We start from the raw sequence: 16,528 nt of genomic DNA, 5'->3' as shown, positions 1-16,528 counted from the left end.
ACAGATTGCTTTAGGAGGGGGTTGCGATGCCTTGGTGTCCAAACTGTAAGAACGAGTATGTGGAAGGAATCAAAATATGCGCGGACTGTGGCTGCGAGTTGGTAGCGTCTCTGGAGAAAGAGGCCAGCGCTGTTATTTTCGGAGATCAGGAGCAGATGGACAGACTGTTGTCTTTTATGAAGTATAATGGTCTGACTTCACCGCGTATGCAGGAAGACAAAGCGGAACAGGTTTATGAGATTTTTGTCGCTGACGGGGAAAGAGAGCAGGCCAGACAGATTGCGCGTGTATTTTTGATGCAGGAGTCGTCCGGTCAAACGGCCGGACAGGACGAGACTGAGGAAGAACCGGCAGAGACGGGGATGCAGGAATCTGACGTCCATTCTGATGGCGAGCAGGTCAGCCGCGGCGTATACAAAGACAATGCACAGAAAGCGGAAGAATTCCGGGATTCCGGTTATACGCTCCTTGGCGTTGGCATCGTTGGCCTGGCAGTCGTCCTTCTGATGGCTGCGGGAGTGATTCCGTTTTCACTCGGCGGCATGACGTATCTTACTTATGGCGTGATGGGGACGATGTTTCTTGTCTTTGTTATAATTGGCATTCGTTCCATGCGTTCTGCCAAAGTTTACAAAAAAGAAGCATTGTCAGAAAGTAATTTAAAAGAAAAGATTATGAGCTGGTGCAGAGACAGCCTGACTGCACAGGAAGTAGACGAGACATTTTCCGGAGAGACACTTTCTGAAGAAGAGAAATATTTCCGGCGGACCGCTTTTATCAAAACAAAAATATCGCGGAAGTTTATCAATATCGAATCGGGTTTTCTCGATAATCTGATTGATGAATTTTATCCGGAATTGTTTGAAAAATGAAAATATCAGACAAACGCAGGGAGGAATATGAAGAATATTTCTTCCTTCGTTTGTTGCAGAGGAAGCTGCTGTGAAGATTACGGTGATTGGAGTCGGGAAAATAAAAGAGGCTTATTTCAGGGATGCGATAGGCGAATATACTAAACGCCTGAGCCGCTACTGTAAACTGGAATTGTGTGAGGTGGCGGACGATAAAACGCCGGATGGGGCCTCTGTAGTGATGCAGGACGCCATTTTGGAGAGAGAGGCCGGGAGGATTCTGGGCAGAATTCCGGAAGGATCTTATGTTATCGTTTTGGATATTGGCGGAAAGAAGATGGATTCTGTGGTATTTGCCAGGAAGATCGAACAGCTTGGCACGGCAGGAAAGAGCCATCTGACCTTTGTAATTGGCGGTTCTCTCGGTCTGCATTCTACTGTCAAGGAAAAGGCGGCTCTGTCTGTGAGCTTTTCGGACATGACTTTTCCGCATCAACTGATGCGGGTCATCTTGCTGGAACAGATCTACCGGGGATACCGGATCATCAGCGGAGAACCATATCATAAATAAGAGCGAAAGAGAACAGGTGTTCTTGGGAGCAATAGAGAATAAGAGTTATATTTTTAACCCCATGGGAGTTTGAGGCTTCCATGGGGTTTTACTGTTCGTGACAATAAAGTTCTTACAACATAGCTTTTGAGAGAAATGTTTTTTTCTTCTAATATTTCTGCTAAGTGAATTTTTATATCGCCATAACCATCTAAACTGACAGGAAGCTGGTGTAAAGGGTTTTCTTTCTTTGGCATGGCGACAGGATGAAAGCATACTCAGTTACAACAAAGAGCGGGAAAAACAGGTTTTCGGTTTATTGTAATTCGCCGGAAGGCTGAGTATAATAGATATAGGTAGCAGGGCTTTTGGAACATGCAGAGTTTTCCGGCATTTTTTGAAAGAAAGCAGGTGGATAAAATGGGAGACATGGAAACAAAGCAGACAAAATGGGAAGAATTAAGCATATCCAATGATTTCCTGTTTGGCAAGGTCATGCAGAATCCGGAATTGTGCAAAGAGTTATTGCAGAGGATTCTTCCGGATTTGAACATTGAACGCATTGAATATCCAGAATTACAGAAAAGTATCAACATGGATATGGATGCCCGCAGTGTGAGGCTGGATGTGTATGTAAAAGATGAGAAAGAAGTTGTTTACGACATAGAAATGCAGGTAAGCCATACAAAGGAACTTCCTAAGAGAAGCAGGTATTATCAGAGTATGATTGACCTTCAACTTATTGATAAGGGGCAGTTTTATGATGAGTTAAAGCGAAGCTATGTTATATTTATCTGTCCATTCGATTTATATGGGAAAGGACGGCATATTTATACCTTTGAAAATATCTGTAAAGAAGACGGCAGCATTTCTATGGGTGATGAGGCGGTAAAGATAGTTCTCAATGCAAAAGGAACTCTGGATGATGTGAGTGATGAATTAAAGGCGTTCCTTGATTATGTGGCAGGGAAGAAGCCGAAGGATGCCTATGTGGAGAGATTGGAAGAAGCTGTAAAAGAGGCCAAGAAGAATAGAGAATGGAGGCATGAGTATATGACGTTGTTGATGAGAGACCAGGAGAATGTGAAAAAAGGTGAGGAAATGTTGGCAGAATTAATAATACTTTTAAGTGAAGATGGACGTTTATCAGACGTTATCAAAGCATCACAGGATAAAGAGTATCGTCAGGAACTTTATGTGGAGTATCATATCATTTAAAAGCAGGGCATCACAGGGCAGAAAATTTTAATAATTTTCTGTCAATAATATAAGAAAAGGCCATTGGAGGTATGTGAGAATACCCTGCAATGGCTTTTTTGTGAATTCCCATTCCCGCCTGTGGTCGTAGGTAGGGGCTTATTATATTGCTGCAGCAATTTCTATTCACAGAGAGCTTGGTGAGATAGAAAAACAAAAATTTTTTGCGACGGATCAGAAATCAGAGCAGTTTACAGAAGCATTTATTTGTGACACAATATGGGAAAGGTGAATTTATTGCCATGTCAGTACCCTCAGTGGACAAGGAGACACACGGCGTGTGTCCCCTTGTCCACTGAGGGTACAGAAAGAAGATTACAGGATGATACAATTTTGATGCATCATGGGTTTAAAATATTACAGAGTGTGAATCGTGCATCACCAAAAGGACAGGGAATCAGAGTAAACTTGGATTGCGGAAAGGATAACATATGGACAGACATCGTGGCAGAAGAAATGTGCGAAAAATTGCATTAGCAGTATTATTGTCTGGGTTGTTCCTGATTGGATATGGTCAGACAATTCCAGCCAGGGAGACAGAGCAGGAAAACGGGGATACGCCGGAGGAGACAGCAATGGAAAATGGTGCTGCGGCGGAAACAACAGCGGAAAATGGTGCGGAACTGATATTGGCCCGTCTGATAAAAGATGAGGGGTTTCGGGATTGTGTATGGTACGAGGCGGACATAGGCAGCGAAGATACGGAGGAAACGATCCTGCGTAAACTGGATCAATGTGAACAGCTCGTATTAAAAGAGCCTGCCAGCGGCAGTTCCCTGTATTCTCTGGAGGATTTGTTTTATCTGCCCAATCTGAAAAGTCTGGTCATCGATCTGGACGCCTGGGATAATTGTGCGATTGCGGACTTTACCCCAATTACCGGACTTAGCGGACTGGAAAAGCTCTACATAGATAATCACGCCCGGCAAGAGATAGATCTTTCCTGTCTGGCGGAAATGAATCATCTCACGGAATTATATCTGCCAAATTGTCAGGTCAAAGATCTGACGTTTTTAAAAGATATGCCACAGCTGGAACGGCTGTCTCTGTATGAGACAAATGTCGATGATCTGGCTGTGTTGGAAAACCTGCAGGGACTGGTGGAGTTGGCGCTCAGCGGAAATTCCGATGTCCAGAATCTGGAAGTTGTGGGAAAACTGACCAGTCTGGAAGATCTGGGATTACAGAACTGTGGAATCCGGGATATTAGTTTTTTAAGTGAATTAACGCAGCTTCGGGGGATTAACCTGAATCATAATTCCATTACAGACTTATCTCCGTTAGCAGGTCTTACCAGATTGGAACGGCTGGGGGCGGCTGAAAATCAGATCAGAGATATTTCGTCATTGGAAAGTCTGACTAACCTGTTTGATTTGGCTTTGGACGGAAATGAAATCAGCGATATTTCCGCGCTCAGCGGCCTGACACATTTGAATCAGGCGGGGCTTTCGGACAACCTGATTTCCGATCTGTCGCCTCTGGCGGGAAAAAAGGAACTGATGTATGTTTCAGTATTCGGAAATCCCTGCGCTGATTTACAGCCTGTGTGTGAGGTACCTTTGCTTTCCTGGAAAAGTTATGAAGCGATGGATGAGAAAACAGAATATGCCGAGACGTGGATCGAAGAGCAGCATCCGGAAGTTACGGACTATACATGCATTGATTATGTGGAAGGGGATTTGAACGGGGACGGCAGAAAGGATATTGCCTTTGTAATCGATGGGACATTTGGGGATCACAAGTCTGACGAAATGTATATGGATACGCGGCGGCTGTATGTCCTGATACGGCAAAAGGACGGTTCCATGCAGGAAGTAACCGAAGTGCCTTATATAAGCGGCGGTGACGCCGGCGGAATGCAGGGAGATCCTTATTTTGGTATATTCATGGGAAACGGCAACCTGATGCTGCAGGAAGGCTGGGGGAGCAGTACAGGTATGACAGTTATGCAGATTTACAGTTATCGGAATGGAAAACTGGAGCAGACAAAGAGTATCAGTGTGGGATACAGTCATTTTGCCGATGGCTATGATGTAACCGTAACAGACGTGGAAGATGATACATGGGTGGAATATGCCATTGCCATGGATGGTTTCCGCATGGTCAGGGTTGATCTTGCAGATTCCGCGCATCCGTTTCATAAGGCGTTTCCAACTATGGATCTGTATGATGTGTCTTATTCCATCTATGATGATAAGACGGAGACAAACATCGCCGCTGTGGAGGCTCTGGATCATTTCATAAGCGCTGTGGCCGGAAATGGGGAAAAGGCGGATCTGCCTTATGCGGCATGGCAGAAGACAGGATATGAACGATTAAAAGGAGTGGAATTGCCGGATTATTATTACACTGTCCCGGGGACAGAGGAAAATGCGGCTGTAGAAGCAGACGGTGAAGCTCAGACCGGGCCATGGGAGGGAGATTTTATTTACTATGACGGTCTGATGGTCAGGGACGGACAGCTTTATCATCTCATTTGTTATCAGAAGAAAGAAGAACGTGCGGTTTATCTGCTGAATGATGACACCGGTGAAATACAGGAAGAATGATTTTTCCTGTCACAAGGCCGGGAGAACGTTGTCTAATTAAGCAGGAGGTAAAAGACGATGGATAAAATGACAAATCAGGAAGTACAGGCGCTGGTCGATCAGGCTGCCGCAGGAGACAGGAAAGCGCTTGAAACGCTTGTTTCAGGTGTACAGGACATGGTATTTAATTTATCTCTGCGGATGCTCGGGACCTTTGCAGATGCGGAGGATGCCACACAGGACATTTTGCTGAAAGTGATCACGCATCTGTCATCTTTCAGAGGTGACAGCCTGTTTACGACATGGGTATTCCGCATTGCGGCGAATCATCTGAAGAACTATAAAAAGCATATGTTTGCGCGGTTTCCGCTGAGCTTTGCGTATTATGGAGAGGATATAGAAAATGCAAAAATTGAGAATTTGCCGGATCTGACACAGGATGTGGAAAAGGAGCTGCTGGCGGAGGAGCTGAAGCTGTCCTGCACCAATGTGATGTTGCAATGTCTTGATATGGAGAGCAGGTGTATTTTCATATTGGGCACAATGTTTCAGCTCGACAGCCGCATTGCGGGGGAGATTCTGGAGATAACCCCGGAGGCGTATCGTCAGCGGCTCTCCCGGGTACGCAGAAAAATGGCGGACTTTCTTGGACAGTATTGTGGAGAATATGGACAGGGAAGATGCAGATGTAAAGAGAGAGTGAATTATGCAATACAGAGTCACAGATTAAACCCATCGCGGCTGGACTATGTAACGGCTGCGGAAATTTCCGTTCAGACAATCATGGAAGTGAAAAATGCCATGGAGGAGATCGATGAGTTATCACAGGATTTTTCGTTCTGTAAGCCCTATCAGATTCCTGAGCGCACGAAATCTCTGATACGGGAATTTTTAGATTCCACGCAGCTTTCGATTGTCAGAAATTCGTGAAGGAGATGACAGATGATGAATACACAGCTTATCATTGATTACTTATCGGCGCTTGAAAGGAATAATAATCGTGAATGGTATCATGCGAATAAAGACGACTTTAAAAAGGCAAATGCCGAATTTGAACAATTATTGCAGGCTCTGATTATGGAAATCGGGAAGTTTGACAGCAGCATTATCCATAGTAATCCGAAGGATCTTACCTTTAAGATTGTCAGGGATACTCGTTTCAGTCATGATAAATCGCCGTATCTTCCTGCGTTCCGTGCCCATATTTCTACCATGGGCAAACTGCCAGTTCCTGTCGGGTATTATCTGATGATAAAGCCCGGTAACCGCTCTTTTTTAGGAGGAGGCCTGTTTGCAGATATGTTTAAAGAGGCAACAACGATGATACGGGATTATATTGCCCGTAACGGTGAGGAATGGGAGCAGATCATACATGAACAGGAGTTTCAGAAATATTTCACCGTACAGGGAACGGTCTTAAAAAATGTTCCGGCGGGATATGAGAAAGAGCACGCACAGGCGGAATATCTGAAATATAAGAGCTGGTATCTTGAGTATGCGCTGAAAGACGAAGAAGTGAAAGATGCTGAAGCATTACCGGCAAAAGCAGCGGAACTTTTCCGGATTATGAAACCGTTTAACGATTATCTGAACAGAGCGCTTGCGGGGTTCCAGATGCCAAAAAGGCCATAGGAAAGGAGAAAACGACAAGTTTTATAAAAAATTGATTCCGCCCCGGAAAGGAACGTAGTATAATAAAGTCAGTAGCGAATCGTAAAGCAGCAGAATATAAGGAGTAATTTTATGACGCCTGACTATGTGAAACTCAATAAGAGTGATGATACGATCGATGTATGGTTTTATAACGAAAATGAAGAAGAGCTGTATCAGATCGTTCGTGAAAAAGCAGATGAGATTGAGTGGGACTGAGCCATGAGTGATTATCGATTTCAGGTAAATCTGGGCGGGATGATAGAAATTCTGTCAGATCATTTATACAGCAGTCCGGACGTGTATATCCGCGAGCTCTTGCAGAACAGTGTGGATGCCATAACAGGCAGAATGATCCAGGCGCAGGAATACAGTGAGCCGCAGGGGAAAACGCCGGACAGACAGGCACCGAAGGAAGTGCCGGGCAGAATCGTGCTGGAGATCGAAGAAGGCAGGAGGCTTGTTTTTACGGATAATGGGCAGGGACTGACGGAAGAGGAGATTCATCAGTTTCTGGCCGTCATCGGCGAGTCCTCAAAACGCGGTGTCAGAGATGAAAAGGTTTGCACTGACTATATCGGCCGGTTTGGCATAGGGCTGCTCTCCTGTTTTATGGTGTCGGATGAGATACGGATGTTGACAAAGTCATGCAAAGGAGACGCCCAGGTACTCGAGTGGAAGGGGAGACCGGATGGCACTTACACGATCAGGAAGATGGCCCGGACTTTTCCAGGCGAGGAAGCGCCTGATTATGGCACACAGGTGATACTGACGGCAAAACCGGGACGTGAAGATTACTTTACAGAAAAGGTGATCCGCAGACTGCTCACCTATTACGGATTGTTGCTGCCATTTCCGGTTATCGTGCGGACGGGGGAAAAGGAAGAGCAAATCAATCCGGTCTATCTGCCGTGGGATGGAAGAAAGACGAATAAACAGGAATTACTGCTGTTTGGACAGATGATGTTTGAAGAGCAGTTTTTGGACTGTGTTCTACTTCGAAGCGGGCAGGGGAATGTCTCCGGCGTTGCTTATATTGTAAAATACCCGGTATTGCCGTCGGCAAAAGGCAACCACCGGATTTATCTGAAGAACATGCTGCTGACAGAAAAGGGAAATGATCTGATTCCGGATTGGGCGGTCTTTACAAGATGTATCATCAATGCCACGGATCTGCGGCCGACAGCTTCCAGAGAGGGCTTTTATGTGGATGAAGTGTTGGAGCAGGCCCGGGAAGCCATCGAGGATGCACTGATCGATTATATAGCGGAAATTGCCGAGGAGAACAGGGAGCTGTTTGATACGTTCTTTCATATTCACCGGCTGACGCTGATGTCGCTGGCGCTGGCGACGCCCAAATTGTTTGAGATATTGGTTGATTACTGTGAGTTTGAAACGACGAGAGGGATAAAGAGCGGTTATGATTTGCGTTCCTGTGGGGAACCGCTTGTCTATGCGCCGACGGAAGCAAAATATAAGCAGCTCTCCCAGCTCTTTTTTGCCCAGGATAAACTGTTGATTAACGTCTCTTATGTCCACACACTGGAACTTCTCTGCAGGCTTGGACAGGTGTATGGTCTGGAAGTCCATCCGGTAGACGACTGGAGCGTCGAAGATCTGTTACAGGATCTGACGCCGGATGACCAGGATGAGAGCTTTGCCTTCCAGAAGGCGGCTGACAGGATACTGAGATCTTATGACTGCAGGGCGGAATTGAAATATTTTTCTCCTGTCAGTCAGCCGACCTTTTACCTGATGGATGAAAAGATTTTGTTGAAGCGCCAGATTGCGGCTTCACGCTCCAGGTCGGATTCGATGTTTTTCCAGATGCTGGATGCCTTTGCGGCGGAGATTCCGAGTGATACGGCTGCTGTCCTTTATTTTAATTACAGCAATCCGCTTGTGAAAAAGCTGGTGGCGGTGGAGCGGGAGTCGGATCTGAAACTATTGATAGAAATTTTGTATGTACAGGCGCTGCAGATCGGAGGTTTCACTCTGCATCATAATGAGCTGGGGATGCAGAGCCGCAATATTCTGACACTGATGGAGAGGGGACTGTCGGATGGATAGATACGGGGGAGAAGATGTTTATGTTCCGGAAGAATGGAAGCAGGCTTATGAGAATGTGGAACACGGCAAGGCGAAGATGGCAGCCATCCGCAGCGCCATAGCGGCGGCGGACTCTCACGAGGATACGCCGTTTCAGATTTTTTTCCGTCTGGAGCTGTGTCGGGAGTCCTGCTTTTATGGTGACTGCATGGATATGATGGTCATCTTTCCGGAGGCGCTGGCCATTGCGGACCGTTATCCGGAGACGCCTTCCACCTGTTTTGACAGTGGGTATCTGGACGAAATGGATCATATTTTATGGGTATACAAATGGGTTTTGGAAGAATGCAGTAATTTTTATCAGATTCCCATGTCAGACTGTTTGAAATTTTTCGAGGATTTCAAAAGACGCAGTCAGGCATATGGATATAATCTGCGTCCTTACTATTATTATCTGTACATGTTTTATGAAAAGATTGATCAGGTTAAGTCAAGAGAGGCATTTCAGGCGTTTGAGAAGATTCCGCGGGATGATAACTGTGACTGTAGAGCGTGTGAACGGAATGTTACCATCAATTATTATTTGCAGGGCGGACAGATGGAGCGGGCGGCAGAGCTGGCGGAGGAGATAGAAAATTTTGTTCTGATGTGCGGGCATGACAGAAGAGAAGCCTGGCTGCGGCTCAAACGGTACTATATGGAATATTATCTCCGGCTCAGGGACTTTGAGGAGGCAGAGAAGTATTGCCGCATCCTTGAGCGTCAGACACTTAAAGATACGGAGTTTCAGAGATGGGATGATTTTCTGTACTGTTATGCGCATCGTGATATGGGAAAAGCGCTGCGTATTTATAAAGCGCATTGGAGAGACTGGGAGGAAGAGCGGCGGCCAGCCACGGCTTTTCGCTGTAACAGAAATATTGCCCGCTTTTTTCAGCGTCTGCGGACAGAGAGGAAAAAAGAGACGATTAAACTTACGCTGGATACTGCATTTCCTCTGTATCAGGAGAGCGGACAGTATCGGCTCGACGACCTGTATCAATATTATTATGAGCGTGCAAAAGAAGTTGCAGAGAGATTTGACAAGAGAAACGGCGCTGATTATTATTGCCGGAAACTGGAAGACGCAGTGTATTAAAAATAAGACTCCATCGGAGCAGTCGGCTCCATGGAGTCTTATTTGAACTGTTAATGATAATTATTCTGAGACATCTGATAGATCTTTTCAAGGTCAGAGAGCAGTTCTCTTGAATAATTCTCTGCATCGCGACAGATCTGTTCCGCCTGCACATAGTTTTGCGTTTTCAGGGCATTGATCACTTCCGCACCAAATGAGTGGAATCTTTTATGTTTATTGTCAAGAGCATTCCAGACTGGAATGATAGCCGGTGCTTTGGGCATAACGGCATAGTAGAAATGACCGAACGCACACTTGGTGGAATCGAGCTGCAGTGGCAATATCGTCTTTTCGTCGACCATCTTTCGCAGATTTTGAAGCCATGTCTTGTGAGCGCCGATAGCAGCTTTTACATATTCACCAAATTTTGTCGGATGCAAATATAAGAAAGCATCGTTTGTCATGCTTCCCATCTGTTTGATGGAATCATCCAGCGTCTTTTCTATATGAGAAACCGGCTTTATTTCTTCCTGGACTTCTTCCCCAACGCCACGCATAAAGACTGTGCAGTCTTTCAGCTGATTTTCCATTTCCGCCATAGCGCTGCTGATTTCTTCACTGACTGCGGCGAGGGAGCTGATGAGATCATTGACTCCGGAAACATGACTTTGGATCTCGCTGTTTAACTCCCATACACCTTCTATTCTCTCATTCATCATACCGAGAGTGCCAATCGCACCTTCCGCACTCTTAGAACTCTTTTCTGATGCGATCTTGATATTCCCAACAAACGTCCCCATGTTCCCTGTCAGTTTCTGTGTCTGTTCTGCCAGTTCACGGATTTCGTCAGCTACGACTGCAAAACCTCTTCCTGCTTCCCCGGCCCGGGCCGCCTCAATGGAGGCGTTTAACGCCAACAGATTTGTCTGGAAAGAGATGGAGTTGATGCCGGCGATTACCTTGTTCATCTGGTTGATAATATCAAACAGTTCACTCATGTCTTTCTGCATGGCTCTGGATGCGTCCATTGTCTGGATAGAAAGTTCTTTGATTGTTGTCAGTTCATCCTGTCCGGATTCGATTTTTTTATAGACATCTTCGGTATGTTCGGAAGCCTTGATAATCGTATTGGTCAGTTCTTCATGACGATTGTCGGCTTTTCCGGATGAGGAACCGAAAATGACTTCGGTAGCCTGAGCCACCTGATCGGATATTTGGATGATCTTATCCGTATGGTACTGCATGGCCAGATCAAGAGAGCTGATCTGCATGACCGCCTTGATATTTTTTTCGAGAACTTCCTCAAACTGCTTTCTGTTTGTTGTGAGTCTCTGGTAAATAGCTGCTAATTCGGGCTGAGCGGAGTAATCAGTGTCCTTCATTTCAGCGATGGCTCTTATAATCTCCTTCAGCTCAGCAACCTCCTTTGCCAGCTTTGACGGGGTTTTCCCAAGCCTCATATGTACGTCCTCCCTTTAAACGTAATATATCCTTGTACATCTTAACATAAAATTAAAAAATTTTACAATAGTTTCTACAATTTTTTTTCATTTAAATTATAGAATTATATTATGAAATTCAAGGCCTGCAGTGCGTGTACAGCTTATTGAAATTTGTACCGGAATCATATATAATAAGAATAACTCTTATTTTCAGGAGTTACGATGATCCTCTGTATTGACAATACATAAGAAGGAGTAAAAACAACAAATGACAAGAGAGCAACTTGCGCTGGAAATCATAGAACGGCTGAAGAAAGAATATCCCGACGCCGGATGTACGCTCGATTATAATCAGGCCTGGAAGCTGCTCGTGAGCGTGCGTCTGGCTGCACAGTGTACCGATGCCAGAGTGAATGTGGTCGTGGAAAAACTCTATGAAGTGTTTCCGGATGTGGACGCGCTGGCGGAGGCACCGGTGGAGGAAATCGAGAGGCTTGTCCGTCCCTGCGGGCTTGGTAAGAGCAAGGCGAGAGACATCAGTGCCTGTATGAGGATGATCCGGGATGTGTACGGAGGAAATGTGCCGGATGAATTTGACAAGCTGTTGTCACTTCCCGGTGTAGGCAGGAAAAGCGCTAACCTGATTATGGGAGATGTGTTCGGGAAACCGGCGATTGTCACTGATACGCACTGTATCCGTCTGGTGAACAGGATGGGACTGGTGGACGGCATCAAAGAGCCTGCCAAAGTGGAGCGGGAATTGTGGAAACTCATACCGCCTCAGGAGGGCAGCGATTTTTGCCATCGTCTCGTGTATCACGGAAGAGAAGTATGTACCGCCCGCACGAAACCGTACTGCGAGAGATGTTGTGTTCAGGATATTTGTAGAAGGACAGGAGTAGATGGATGATCTTGTAAAAAGAACATTAATATAAGGAAAGGGATGGAGTATCAAGGAGATGAGGAGTTTCACGGAAAGTAAGTTCAGAAACGAAGGAATAAGGGGAAAGCTCGCGGCTCTTGTACTGTTATTGCTGCTGATCGGGGGTACAGGGCTGACAGCGCACGCTGAAGGAGAGGGAGGCCCTTATGTGACGACGATCGGAGCGTTGAAGGAGGCTGTCCCGGCGCAGCGGCTGGTCATAAAAGTACAGGGCTATGAGTTTGCCAGAACGATGGCGGATCTGGCGACAATGGAAGTGGTCGTGCAGGATAATGCGGACGGAAGCAGACTGTGTCATATTCCGGACAGGACGCTGCTCGATACGTTCCTCACGGACATTAACACGGTGTTGATGGGTGTGCCTGCCGGTGAGGGAGAGGCCTTTTACTATTATGATGCGCTGACAAATACGATCCAGACTTATCCGGCGGCGGCCGGTTATTGCCAGATTACTGAAGTTGGAAGAGAACAGGTCTATTTCACACTGCTGCAGATGCTGGCGACGGTTGACATGGCGGATCAGACGATCGAGTTAAAGGATGACAGTGTGACGGAAGTCTACCCGGAAATACCGGAAGAGATCACAGCCAACAAATATTCTCTTGAGGGAAGCTGTACGACGAGCTTTCGCGGAAGCTCTGCCAACCGGATCCGCAATATACAGATTGCAGCCGGAAATGTCAACCAGCTGGTGTTGCAGCCGGGGGAGACAGTCTCCATGAATAAAGCCTTTTTGCCTCGGACTTCCGCTAACGGATACCGACAGGCCGGCACTTATGTGGGAGGGAAAGTCGTTCCCGGGATGGGCGGTGGTATCTGCCAGGTATCCTCTACGATCTATAATGCGGTCATGAACGGTGGACTGACGGTCGTTGAGCGTCATCCGCACAGTATGCCGGTACATTATCTGCCGCTTGGTATGGACGCTGCGATTTCCAGTGGCAGCAAGGATCTGAAAGTCCGCAACGATTACCCGTTCCCGGTGCTCTTTGAGGCATATACCGAAGGGAAGAATCTGACGGTCAATATTTATACGAACGACTTACTGACAGCAGGTACGACTTATCGGCTTCATGCGGTGAGAAAAGGCGGACTGGCAGCCAACGCCTATCTGGAAGTTACCGTGGACGGTACAGTGACAGAAGACAGATTCCTTGGAACGTCAAGATACAGCCCGATGGTAAAGGAAGAGGAAGATGAGGATGAACGGTAAGAATTTTACCATATAAAAAGCGGGGGATCGCATATGAGAATGTATGATCTGATCATGAAAAAAAGAGACGGGCAGTCTCTGACAAAAGAAGAGATCTCGTATATGGTCGGGGGATTTACGGAGGGAACGATTCCGGATTATCAGATGTCAGCCATGATGATGGCGATCTATTTTCGGGGAATGAATGAGGAGGAGACGCTTTGGCTGACAGAAAGCATGGAATACAGCGGCGATACGCTTGATCTGTCCGGTATTCATGGTATCAAGGTAGACAAGCACAGTACCGGCGGCGTGGGGGACAAGACGTCACTGGCGCTGACACCGATGGTAGCCGCCTGCGGTATTCCTGTGGCGAAGATGAGCGGCAGAGGACTTGGACATACGGGTGGGACGATTGATAAGCTGGAAAGTTTTCAGGGATTTTCCACGGCGATTTCCACGGAGACATTTGTCCGCAATGTGAATGAGATTGGCATCGCAATTATGGGACAGACCGCAGATCTGGCTCCCGCTGACAAAAAGCTGTATGCGCTGCGTGATGTGACGGCGACGGTAGATAACATGTCTCTGATCGCCAGTTCGATCATGAGCAAGAAGCTGGCAAGCGGAGCCGATGCCATTGTGCTTGATGTAAAGACCGGAAGCGGCGCGTTTATGAAGACAGAGGAAGATTCCTTTGCGCTTGCCAGAGAGATGGCAGCGATCGGCAATAACGCCGGCAGAAAGACGTACGCCGTGATTACCGACATGGATCAGCCGTTGGGCCTGGCCGTCGGCAATGCGCTTGAGGTGAAGGAGGCCATTGACACGTTAAACGGGCATGGGCCGGATGATTTTATGGAACTGTGTCTGACGCTTGGCAGTTATATGCTGATAGCCGGAGGCAAGGCGGAGAACGAAGCGCAGGCGCGGCAAAAACTGACTGATGCAGTCAAGAACGGTGCGGCTTTGAAGAAGCTGGCACAGTTTATAGAAGCGCAGGGCGGAGACAGCAATGCCGTGTTTCATCCACAGTCACTGCCACAGGCCGCATACATGGAAGAGATTTTGTCGGACCAGGAAGGATATGTCTCTCATATCGCGTGCGCGGAGATCGGTATGTGTTCTCTGGTGCTCGGCGGCGGCAGAGAGACGAAGGAGAGTGAGATCGATCTGTCTGTGGGAATTGTGCTCCGCAAAAAGAAGGGCGATTATGTGAAAAAGGGAGAGGCGCTGGCAGTTTTGCATGGAAATGACAGAGAGAAGATGAAACTGGCGAAAGAACGTTTCCTCTCGGCCTATTCGTTCAGTGAGAATCCGGTGGAAAGTAGTCCGCTCATAAAAGGAGTCATAACTCCCTGATCAGGCTACATATATTGTAGCATGAAGAAGAAAATCAAACAAAATAAGTCCAACAATGCTTATGAAACCGCGACCAGAAAAGAACAGGTGGTAGATTCTCTGAAGCTTCCAAAAGATCTGCTTTTGGGAGCTTCTATTGTCACATTGACCGGAAATTATGAAGCCTGGATCGAAAACTATAAAGGCATAATTGAATATTGCGACACGTTTGTGCTCTTGCAGGGTAAGACCTGCCAAATCTGTATATCGGGGAAATGTTTGTCGATTGACTACTATACAAATGAGGACATGAAGATCAGTGGATGTATTGAATGTGTTAAGTATGAATAGACAGGAGGACGGCCATGGAGAAGTTCTTTCATTATCTGCGTGGATATATGAGGATCAAGGTGTGGGGATATTCCCCGGAACGTTTTATGAATCTGTGCAGCAACCGCAATATTCTGTTGTGGGACATTGCCAATCATGGGGCGTTTTATACGATGTGCATCAGCATTTCCGGTTTTCGGGAACTGAGACCTGTGACAAAGAAGACAAAGACAAGGGTAGCCATTTTACAAAAATATGGACTGCCCTTTTTGATTCCCCGCATGAGAAAACGGAGTATTTTTATTTTAGGACTTCTGGGTTGTCTTTTATTTCTTCATGGAACGTCTTATTACATATGGACGATTGAGATTACGGGCAACAGCGGTCTGACGACGGATGTGCTGATGGATTTTCTGGAGGAGAATGAGATCCGGTGCGGCAGCAAAAAGAAAGATCTGGACATTGAGATACTGGAAAAGGCGATCCGTCAGGAGTTTGCCATCGTCACATGGACTTCCGCGAGACTGGACGGTACGAAACTTGTGATCCAGATCAAGGAAAACAGCAGAGGCACACCGGTGATTGAGGCAGCGGAGAGCGAGGGTATGGACTTGAAGGCCACCAAGAACGGGAAGATCGTGCGTATGGTCACAAGGAGTGGCGTACCGCTTGTGAAAATTGAGGACGAGGTGGAGCCGGGAGAAATCCTTGTCAGCGGCGCAGTGCCTGTCTACGGGGAGGATGCGGCTGTGAAGGACTATCTGTTCTGTAAAGCCGATGCGGATATTTATCTGCAATGCAGCTATCGCTATGAAGAAAAACTTCCCATATCCTACCAGTGCAAAGTCTATACCGGTAATGTGAAAGAGGTCCCGTATCTGCGCGTTTTTGAGAAGGAACTGCGTATGCCGGGGATCCACATTGAATTTGACAGAAGCGACTGCCTTGTGAATGAAAACAGACTTGAAGTGCTGAAAGATCTGTCTCTCCCCGTCAGCCTGGGCAGTTACTGTTACCGGGAATATGAATTGCTGGAGAAAAAATATACGGATGAACAGGCGAAACAGTTATGTCAGGAAAAATTAGACCGTGTCGTGGAAACTTTAGAAGAAAAGGGGGTACAAATTATTCAAAAAGATGTTAAAATAGTAAAAGATTCCGTGCACTATGTGATGGAGGCGGATTTTGTCGTTGTGGAAAAGACAGGGACGCTTGTGGCGACGGAGACAGTACTGCCTTCCGATACGGAAGACGGCACACAGGTTACGGAGGAGTAAT

General features: G+C 46.6%; 16 protein-coding genes. 14 read left to right on the top strand and 2 right to left on the bottom strand.

Features of this window, described 5'->3' with window-relative positions; all coding sequences use genetic code 11:
- Positions 1-26 precede the first annotated feature (26 nt).
- Positions 27-872 carry a hypothetical protein gene (locus V1224_08920; GenBank protein WWR14629.1) on the top strand — a complete coding sequence of 282 codons (846 nt, stop codon included), beginning with the start codon at positions 27-29 and terminating at the stop codon, positions 870-872.
- Between the two features lie 70 nt (positions 873-942).
- Complete coding sequence (gene rlmH / locus V1224_08915) at positions 943-1,422, top strand: 23S rRNA (pseudouridine(1915)-N(3))-methyltransferase RlmH (GenBank protein ID WWR14628.1); 480 nt, start codon at positions 943-945, stop codon at positions 1,420-1,422.
- Between the two features lie 53 nt (positions 1,423-1,475).
- On the opposite strand, the gene V1224_08910 is transcribed toward rlmH, so the two are convergent.
- The gene (locus V1224_08910; protein ID WWR14627.1) at positions 1,476-1,658 is read right to left on the bottom strand and encodes a hypothetical protein; all 183 of its coding nucleotides are present in this window, start codon (positions 1,656-1,658) and stop codon (positions 1,476-1,478) included.
- Positions 1,659-1,821: 163 nt separating this feature from the next.
- Between V1224_08910 and V1224_08905 the strand changes: the two genes are divergently transcribed.
- The 7 genes from V1224_08905 to V1224_08875 all read left to right on the top strand — a co-directional run bounded on the left by V1224_08905 (position 1,822) and on the right by V1224_08875 (position 10,023).
- On the top strand, positions 1,822-2,619 hold the full coding sequence (locus V1224_08905; protein WWR14626.1) for an Rpn family recombination-promoting nuclease/putative transposase: 798 nt from the start codon (positions 1,822-1,824) through the stop codon (positions 2,617-2,619).
- Between the two features lie 470 nt (positions 2,620-3,089).
- Entirely contained in the window at positions 3,090-5,207 is a 2,118-nt protein-coding gene (locus tag V1224_08900; protein ID WWR14625.1) for a leucine-rich repeat domain-containing protein, read from the top strand.
- Positions 5,208-5,264: 57 nt separating this feature from the next.
- Complete coding sequence (locus V1224_08895; GenBank protein WWR14624.1) at positions 5,265-6,116, top strand: RNA polymerase sigma factor; 852 nt, start codon at positions 5,265-5,267, stop codon at positions 6,114-6,116.
- Between the two features lie 15 nt (positions 6,117-6,131).
- Complete coding sequence (locus V1224_08890) at positions 6,132-6,818, top strand: DUF2461 domain-containing protein (protein ID WWR17447.1); 687 nt, start codon at positions 6,132-6,134, stop codon at positions 6,816-6,818.
- Positions 6,819-6,929: 111 nt separating this feature from the next.
- Entirely contained in the window at positions 6,930-7,055 is a 126-nt protein-coding gene (locus V1224_08885) for a hypothetical protein (GenBank protein ID WWR14623.1), read from the top strand.
- A gap of 3 nt (positions 7,056-7,058) precedes the next feature.
- On the top strand, positions 7,059-8,906 hold the full coding sequence (locus V1224_08880; protein WWR14622.1) for an HSP90 family protein: 1,848 nt from the start codon (positions 7,059-7,061) through the stop codon (positions 8,904-8,906).
- Positions 8,899-10,023 (top strand): hypothetical protein, encoded by a 1,125-nt coding sequence (locus tag V1224_08875; protein ID WWR14621.1) that lies wholly within the window; start codon positions 8,899-8,901, stop codon positions 10,021-10,023. Before V1224_08880 ends, V1224_08875 begins: the two co-directional genes overlap by 8 nt.
- Before the next feature lie 50 nt (positions 10,024-10,073).
- Here V1224_08875 and V1224_08870 read toward each other — a convergent pair whose 3' ends face one another.
- Positions 10,074-11,462, bottom strand: coding sequence for a methyl-accepting chemotaxis protein (locus V1224_08870; GenBank protein ID WWR14620.1), 1,389 nt, complete (start codon positions 11,460-11,462; stop codon positions 10,074-10,076).
- 250 nt (positions 11,463-11,712) lie between these two features.
- Here V1224_08870 and nth point away from each other — a divergent pair, with 250 nt between their 5' ends.
- The 5 genes from nth to V1224_08845 are packed head-to-tail and all read left to right on the top strand — an operon-like array spanning position 11,713 to position 16,527.
- Positions 11,713-12,354, top strand: a complete 642-nt coding sequence (nth, locus tag V1224_08865) for an endonuclease III (protein WWR14619.1) — start codon at positions 11,713-11,715, stop codon at positions 12,352-12,354.
- A 49-nt stretch (positions 12,355-12,403) separates the two neighbouring features.
- Positions 12,404-13,600 carry a VanW family protein gene (locus V1224_08860; GenBank protein ID WWR14618.1) on the top strand — a complete coding sequence of 399 codons (1,197 nt, stop codon included), beginning with the start codon at positions 12,404-12,406 and terminating at the stop codon, positions 13,598-13,600.
- A gap of 33 nt (positions 13,601-13,633) precedes the next feature.
- Positions 13,634-14,941 (top strand): pyrimidine-nucleoside phosphorylase, encoded by a 1,308-nt coding sequence (locus tag V1224_08855; protein WWR14617.1) that lies wholly within the window; start codon positions 13,634-13,636, stop codon positions 14,939-14,941.
- A gap of 21 nt (positions 14,942-14,962) precedes the next feature.
- Positions 14,963-15,271: a YabP/YqfC family sporulation protein gene (locus V1224_08850; GenBank protein WWR14616.1), complete on the top strand. Its 309-nt coding sequence runs from the start codon at positions 14,963-14,965 to the stop codon at positions 15,269-15,271.
- Between the two features lie 14 nt (positions 15,272-15,285).
- Positions 15,286-16,527 carry a sporulation protein YqfD gene (locus V1224_08845; GenBank protein WWR14615.1) on the top strand — a complete coding sequence of 414 codons (1,242 nt, stop codon included), beginning with the start codon at positions 15,286-15,288 and terminating at the stop codon, positions 16,525-16,527.
- The last annotated feature ends 1 nt before the right edge of the window (position 16,528 follow it).

This window comes from Lachnospiraceae bacterium JLR.KK008 (assembly GCA_037015955.1).
Classification (GTDB): Bacteria; Bacillota; Clostridia; order Lachnospirales; family Lachnospiraceae; genus VSOB01.
Note: the sequence above shows the minus strand (reverse complement) of the source record. Positions and strands in the feature narration are given on the sequence as shown.

What these genes read in the sequence shown, in the direction of transcription:
- V1224_08910 (WWR14627.1), bottom strand. Translation starts at nt 1,658, where the DNA reads ATGCCAAAGAAAGAAAACCCTTTACACCAGCTTCCTGTCAGTTTAGAT.
- V1224_08920 (WWR14629.1), top strand. Translation starts at nt 27, where the DNA reads ATGCCTTGGTGTCCAAACTGTAAGAACGAGTATGTGGAAGGAATCAAA.
- V1224_08880 (WWR14622.1), top strand. Translation starts at nt 7,059, where the DNA reads ATGAGTGATTATCGATTTCAGGTAAATCTGGGCGGGATGATAGAAATT.
- V1224_08885 (WWR14623.1), top strand. Translation starts at nt 6,930, where the DNA reads ATGACGCCTGACTATGTGAAACTCAATAAGAGTGATGATACGATCGAT.
- V1224_08860 (WWR14618.1), top strand. Translation starts at nt 12,404, where the DNA reads ATGAGGAGTTTCACGGAAAGTAAGTTCAGAAACGAAGGAATAAGGGGA.
- V1224_08870 (WWR14620.1), bottom strand. Translation starts at nt 11,462, where the DNA reads ATGAGGCTTGGGAAAACCCCGTCAAAGCTGGCAAAGGAGGTTGCTGAG.
- nth (WWR14619.1), top strand. Translation starts at nt 11,713, where the DNA reads ATGACAAGAGAGCAACTTGCGCTGGAAATCATAGAACGGCTGAAGAAA.
- V1224_08855 (WWR14617.1), top strand. Translation starts at nt 13,634, where the DNA reads ATGAGAATGTATGATCTGATCATGAAAAAAAGAGACGGGCAGTCTCTG.
- V1224_08890 (WWR17447.1), top strand. Translation starts at nt 6,132, where the DNA reads ATGAATACACAGCTTATCATTGATTACTTATCGGCGCTTGAAAGGAAT.
- V1224_08850 (WWR14616.1), top strand. Translation starts at nt 14,963, where the DNA reads ATGAAGAAGAAAATCAAACAAAATAAGTCCAACAATGCTTATGAAACC.
- V1224_08845 (WWR14615.1), top strand. Translation starts at nt 15,286, where the DNA reads ATGGAGAAGTTCTTTCATTATCTGCGTGGATATATGAGGATCAAGGTG.
- V1224_08905 (WWR14626.1), top strand. Translation starts at nt 1,822, where the DNA reads ATGGGAGACATGGAAACAAAGCAGACAAAATGGGAAGAATTAAGCATA.
- V1224_08900 (WWR14625.1), top strand. Translation starts at nt 3,090, where the DNA reads ATGGACAGACATCGTGGCAGAAGAAATGTGCGAAAAATTGCATTAGCA.
- V1224_08875 (WWR14621.1), top strand. Translation starts at nt 8,899, where the DNA reads ATGGATAGATACGGGGGAGAAGATGTTTATGTTCCGGAAGAATGGAAG.
- V1224_08895 (WWR14624.1), top strand. Translation starts at nt 5,265, where the DNA reads ATGGATAAAATGACAAATCAGGAAGTACAGGCGCTGGTCGATCAGGCT.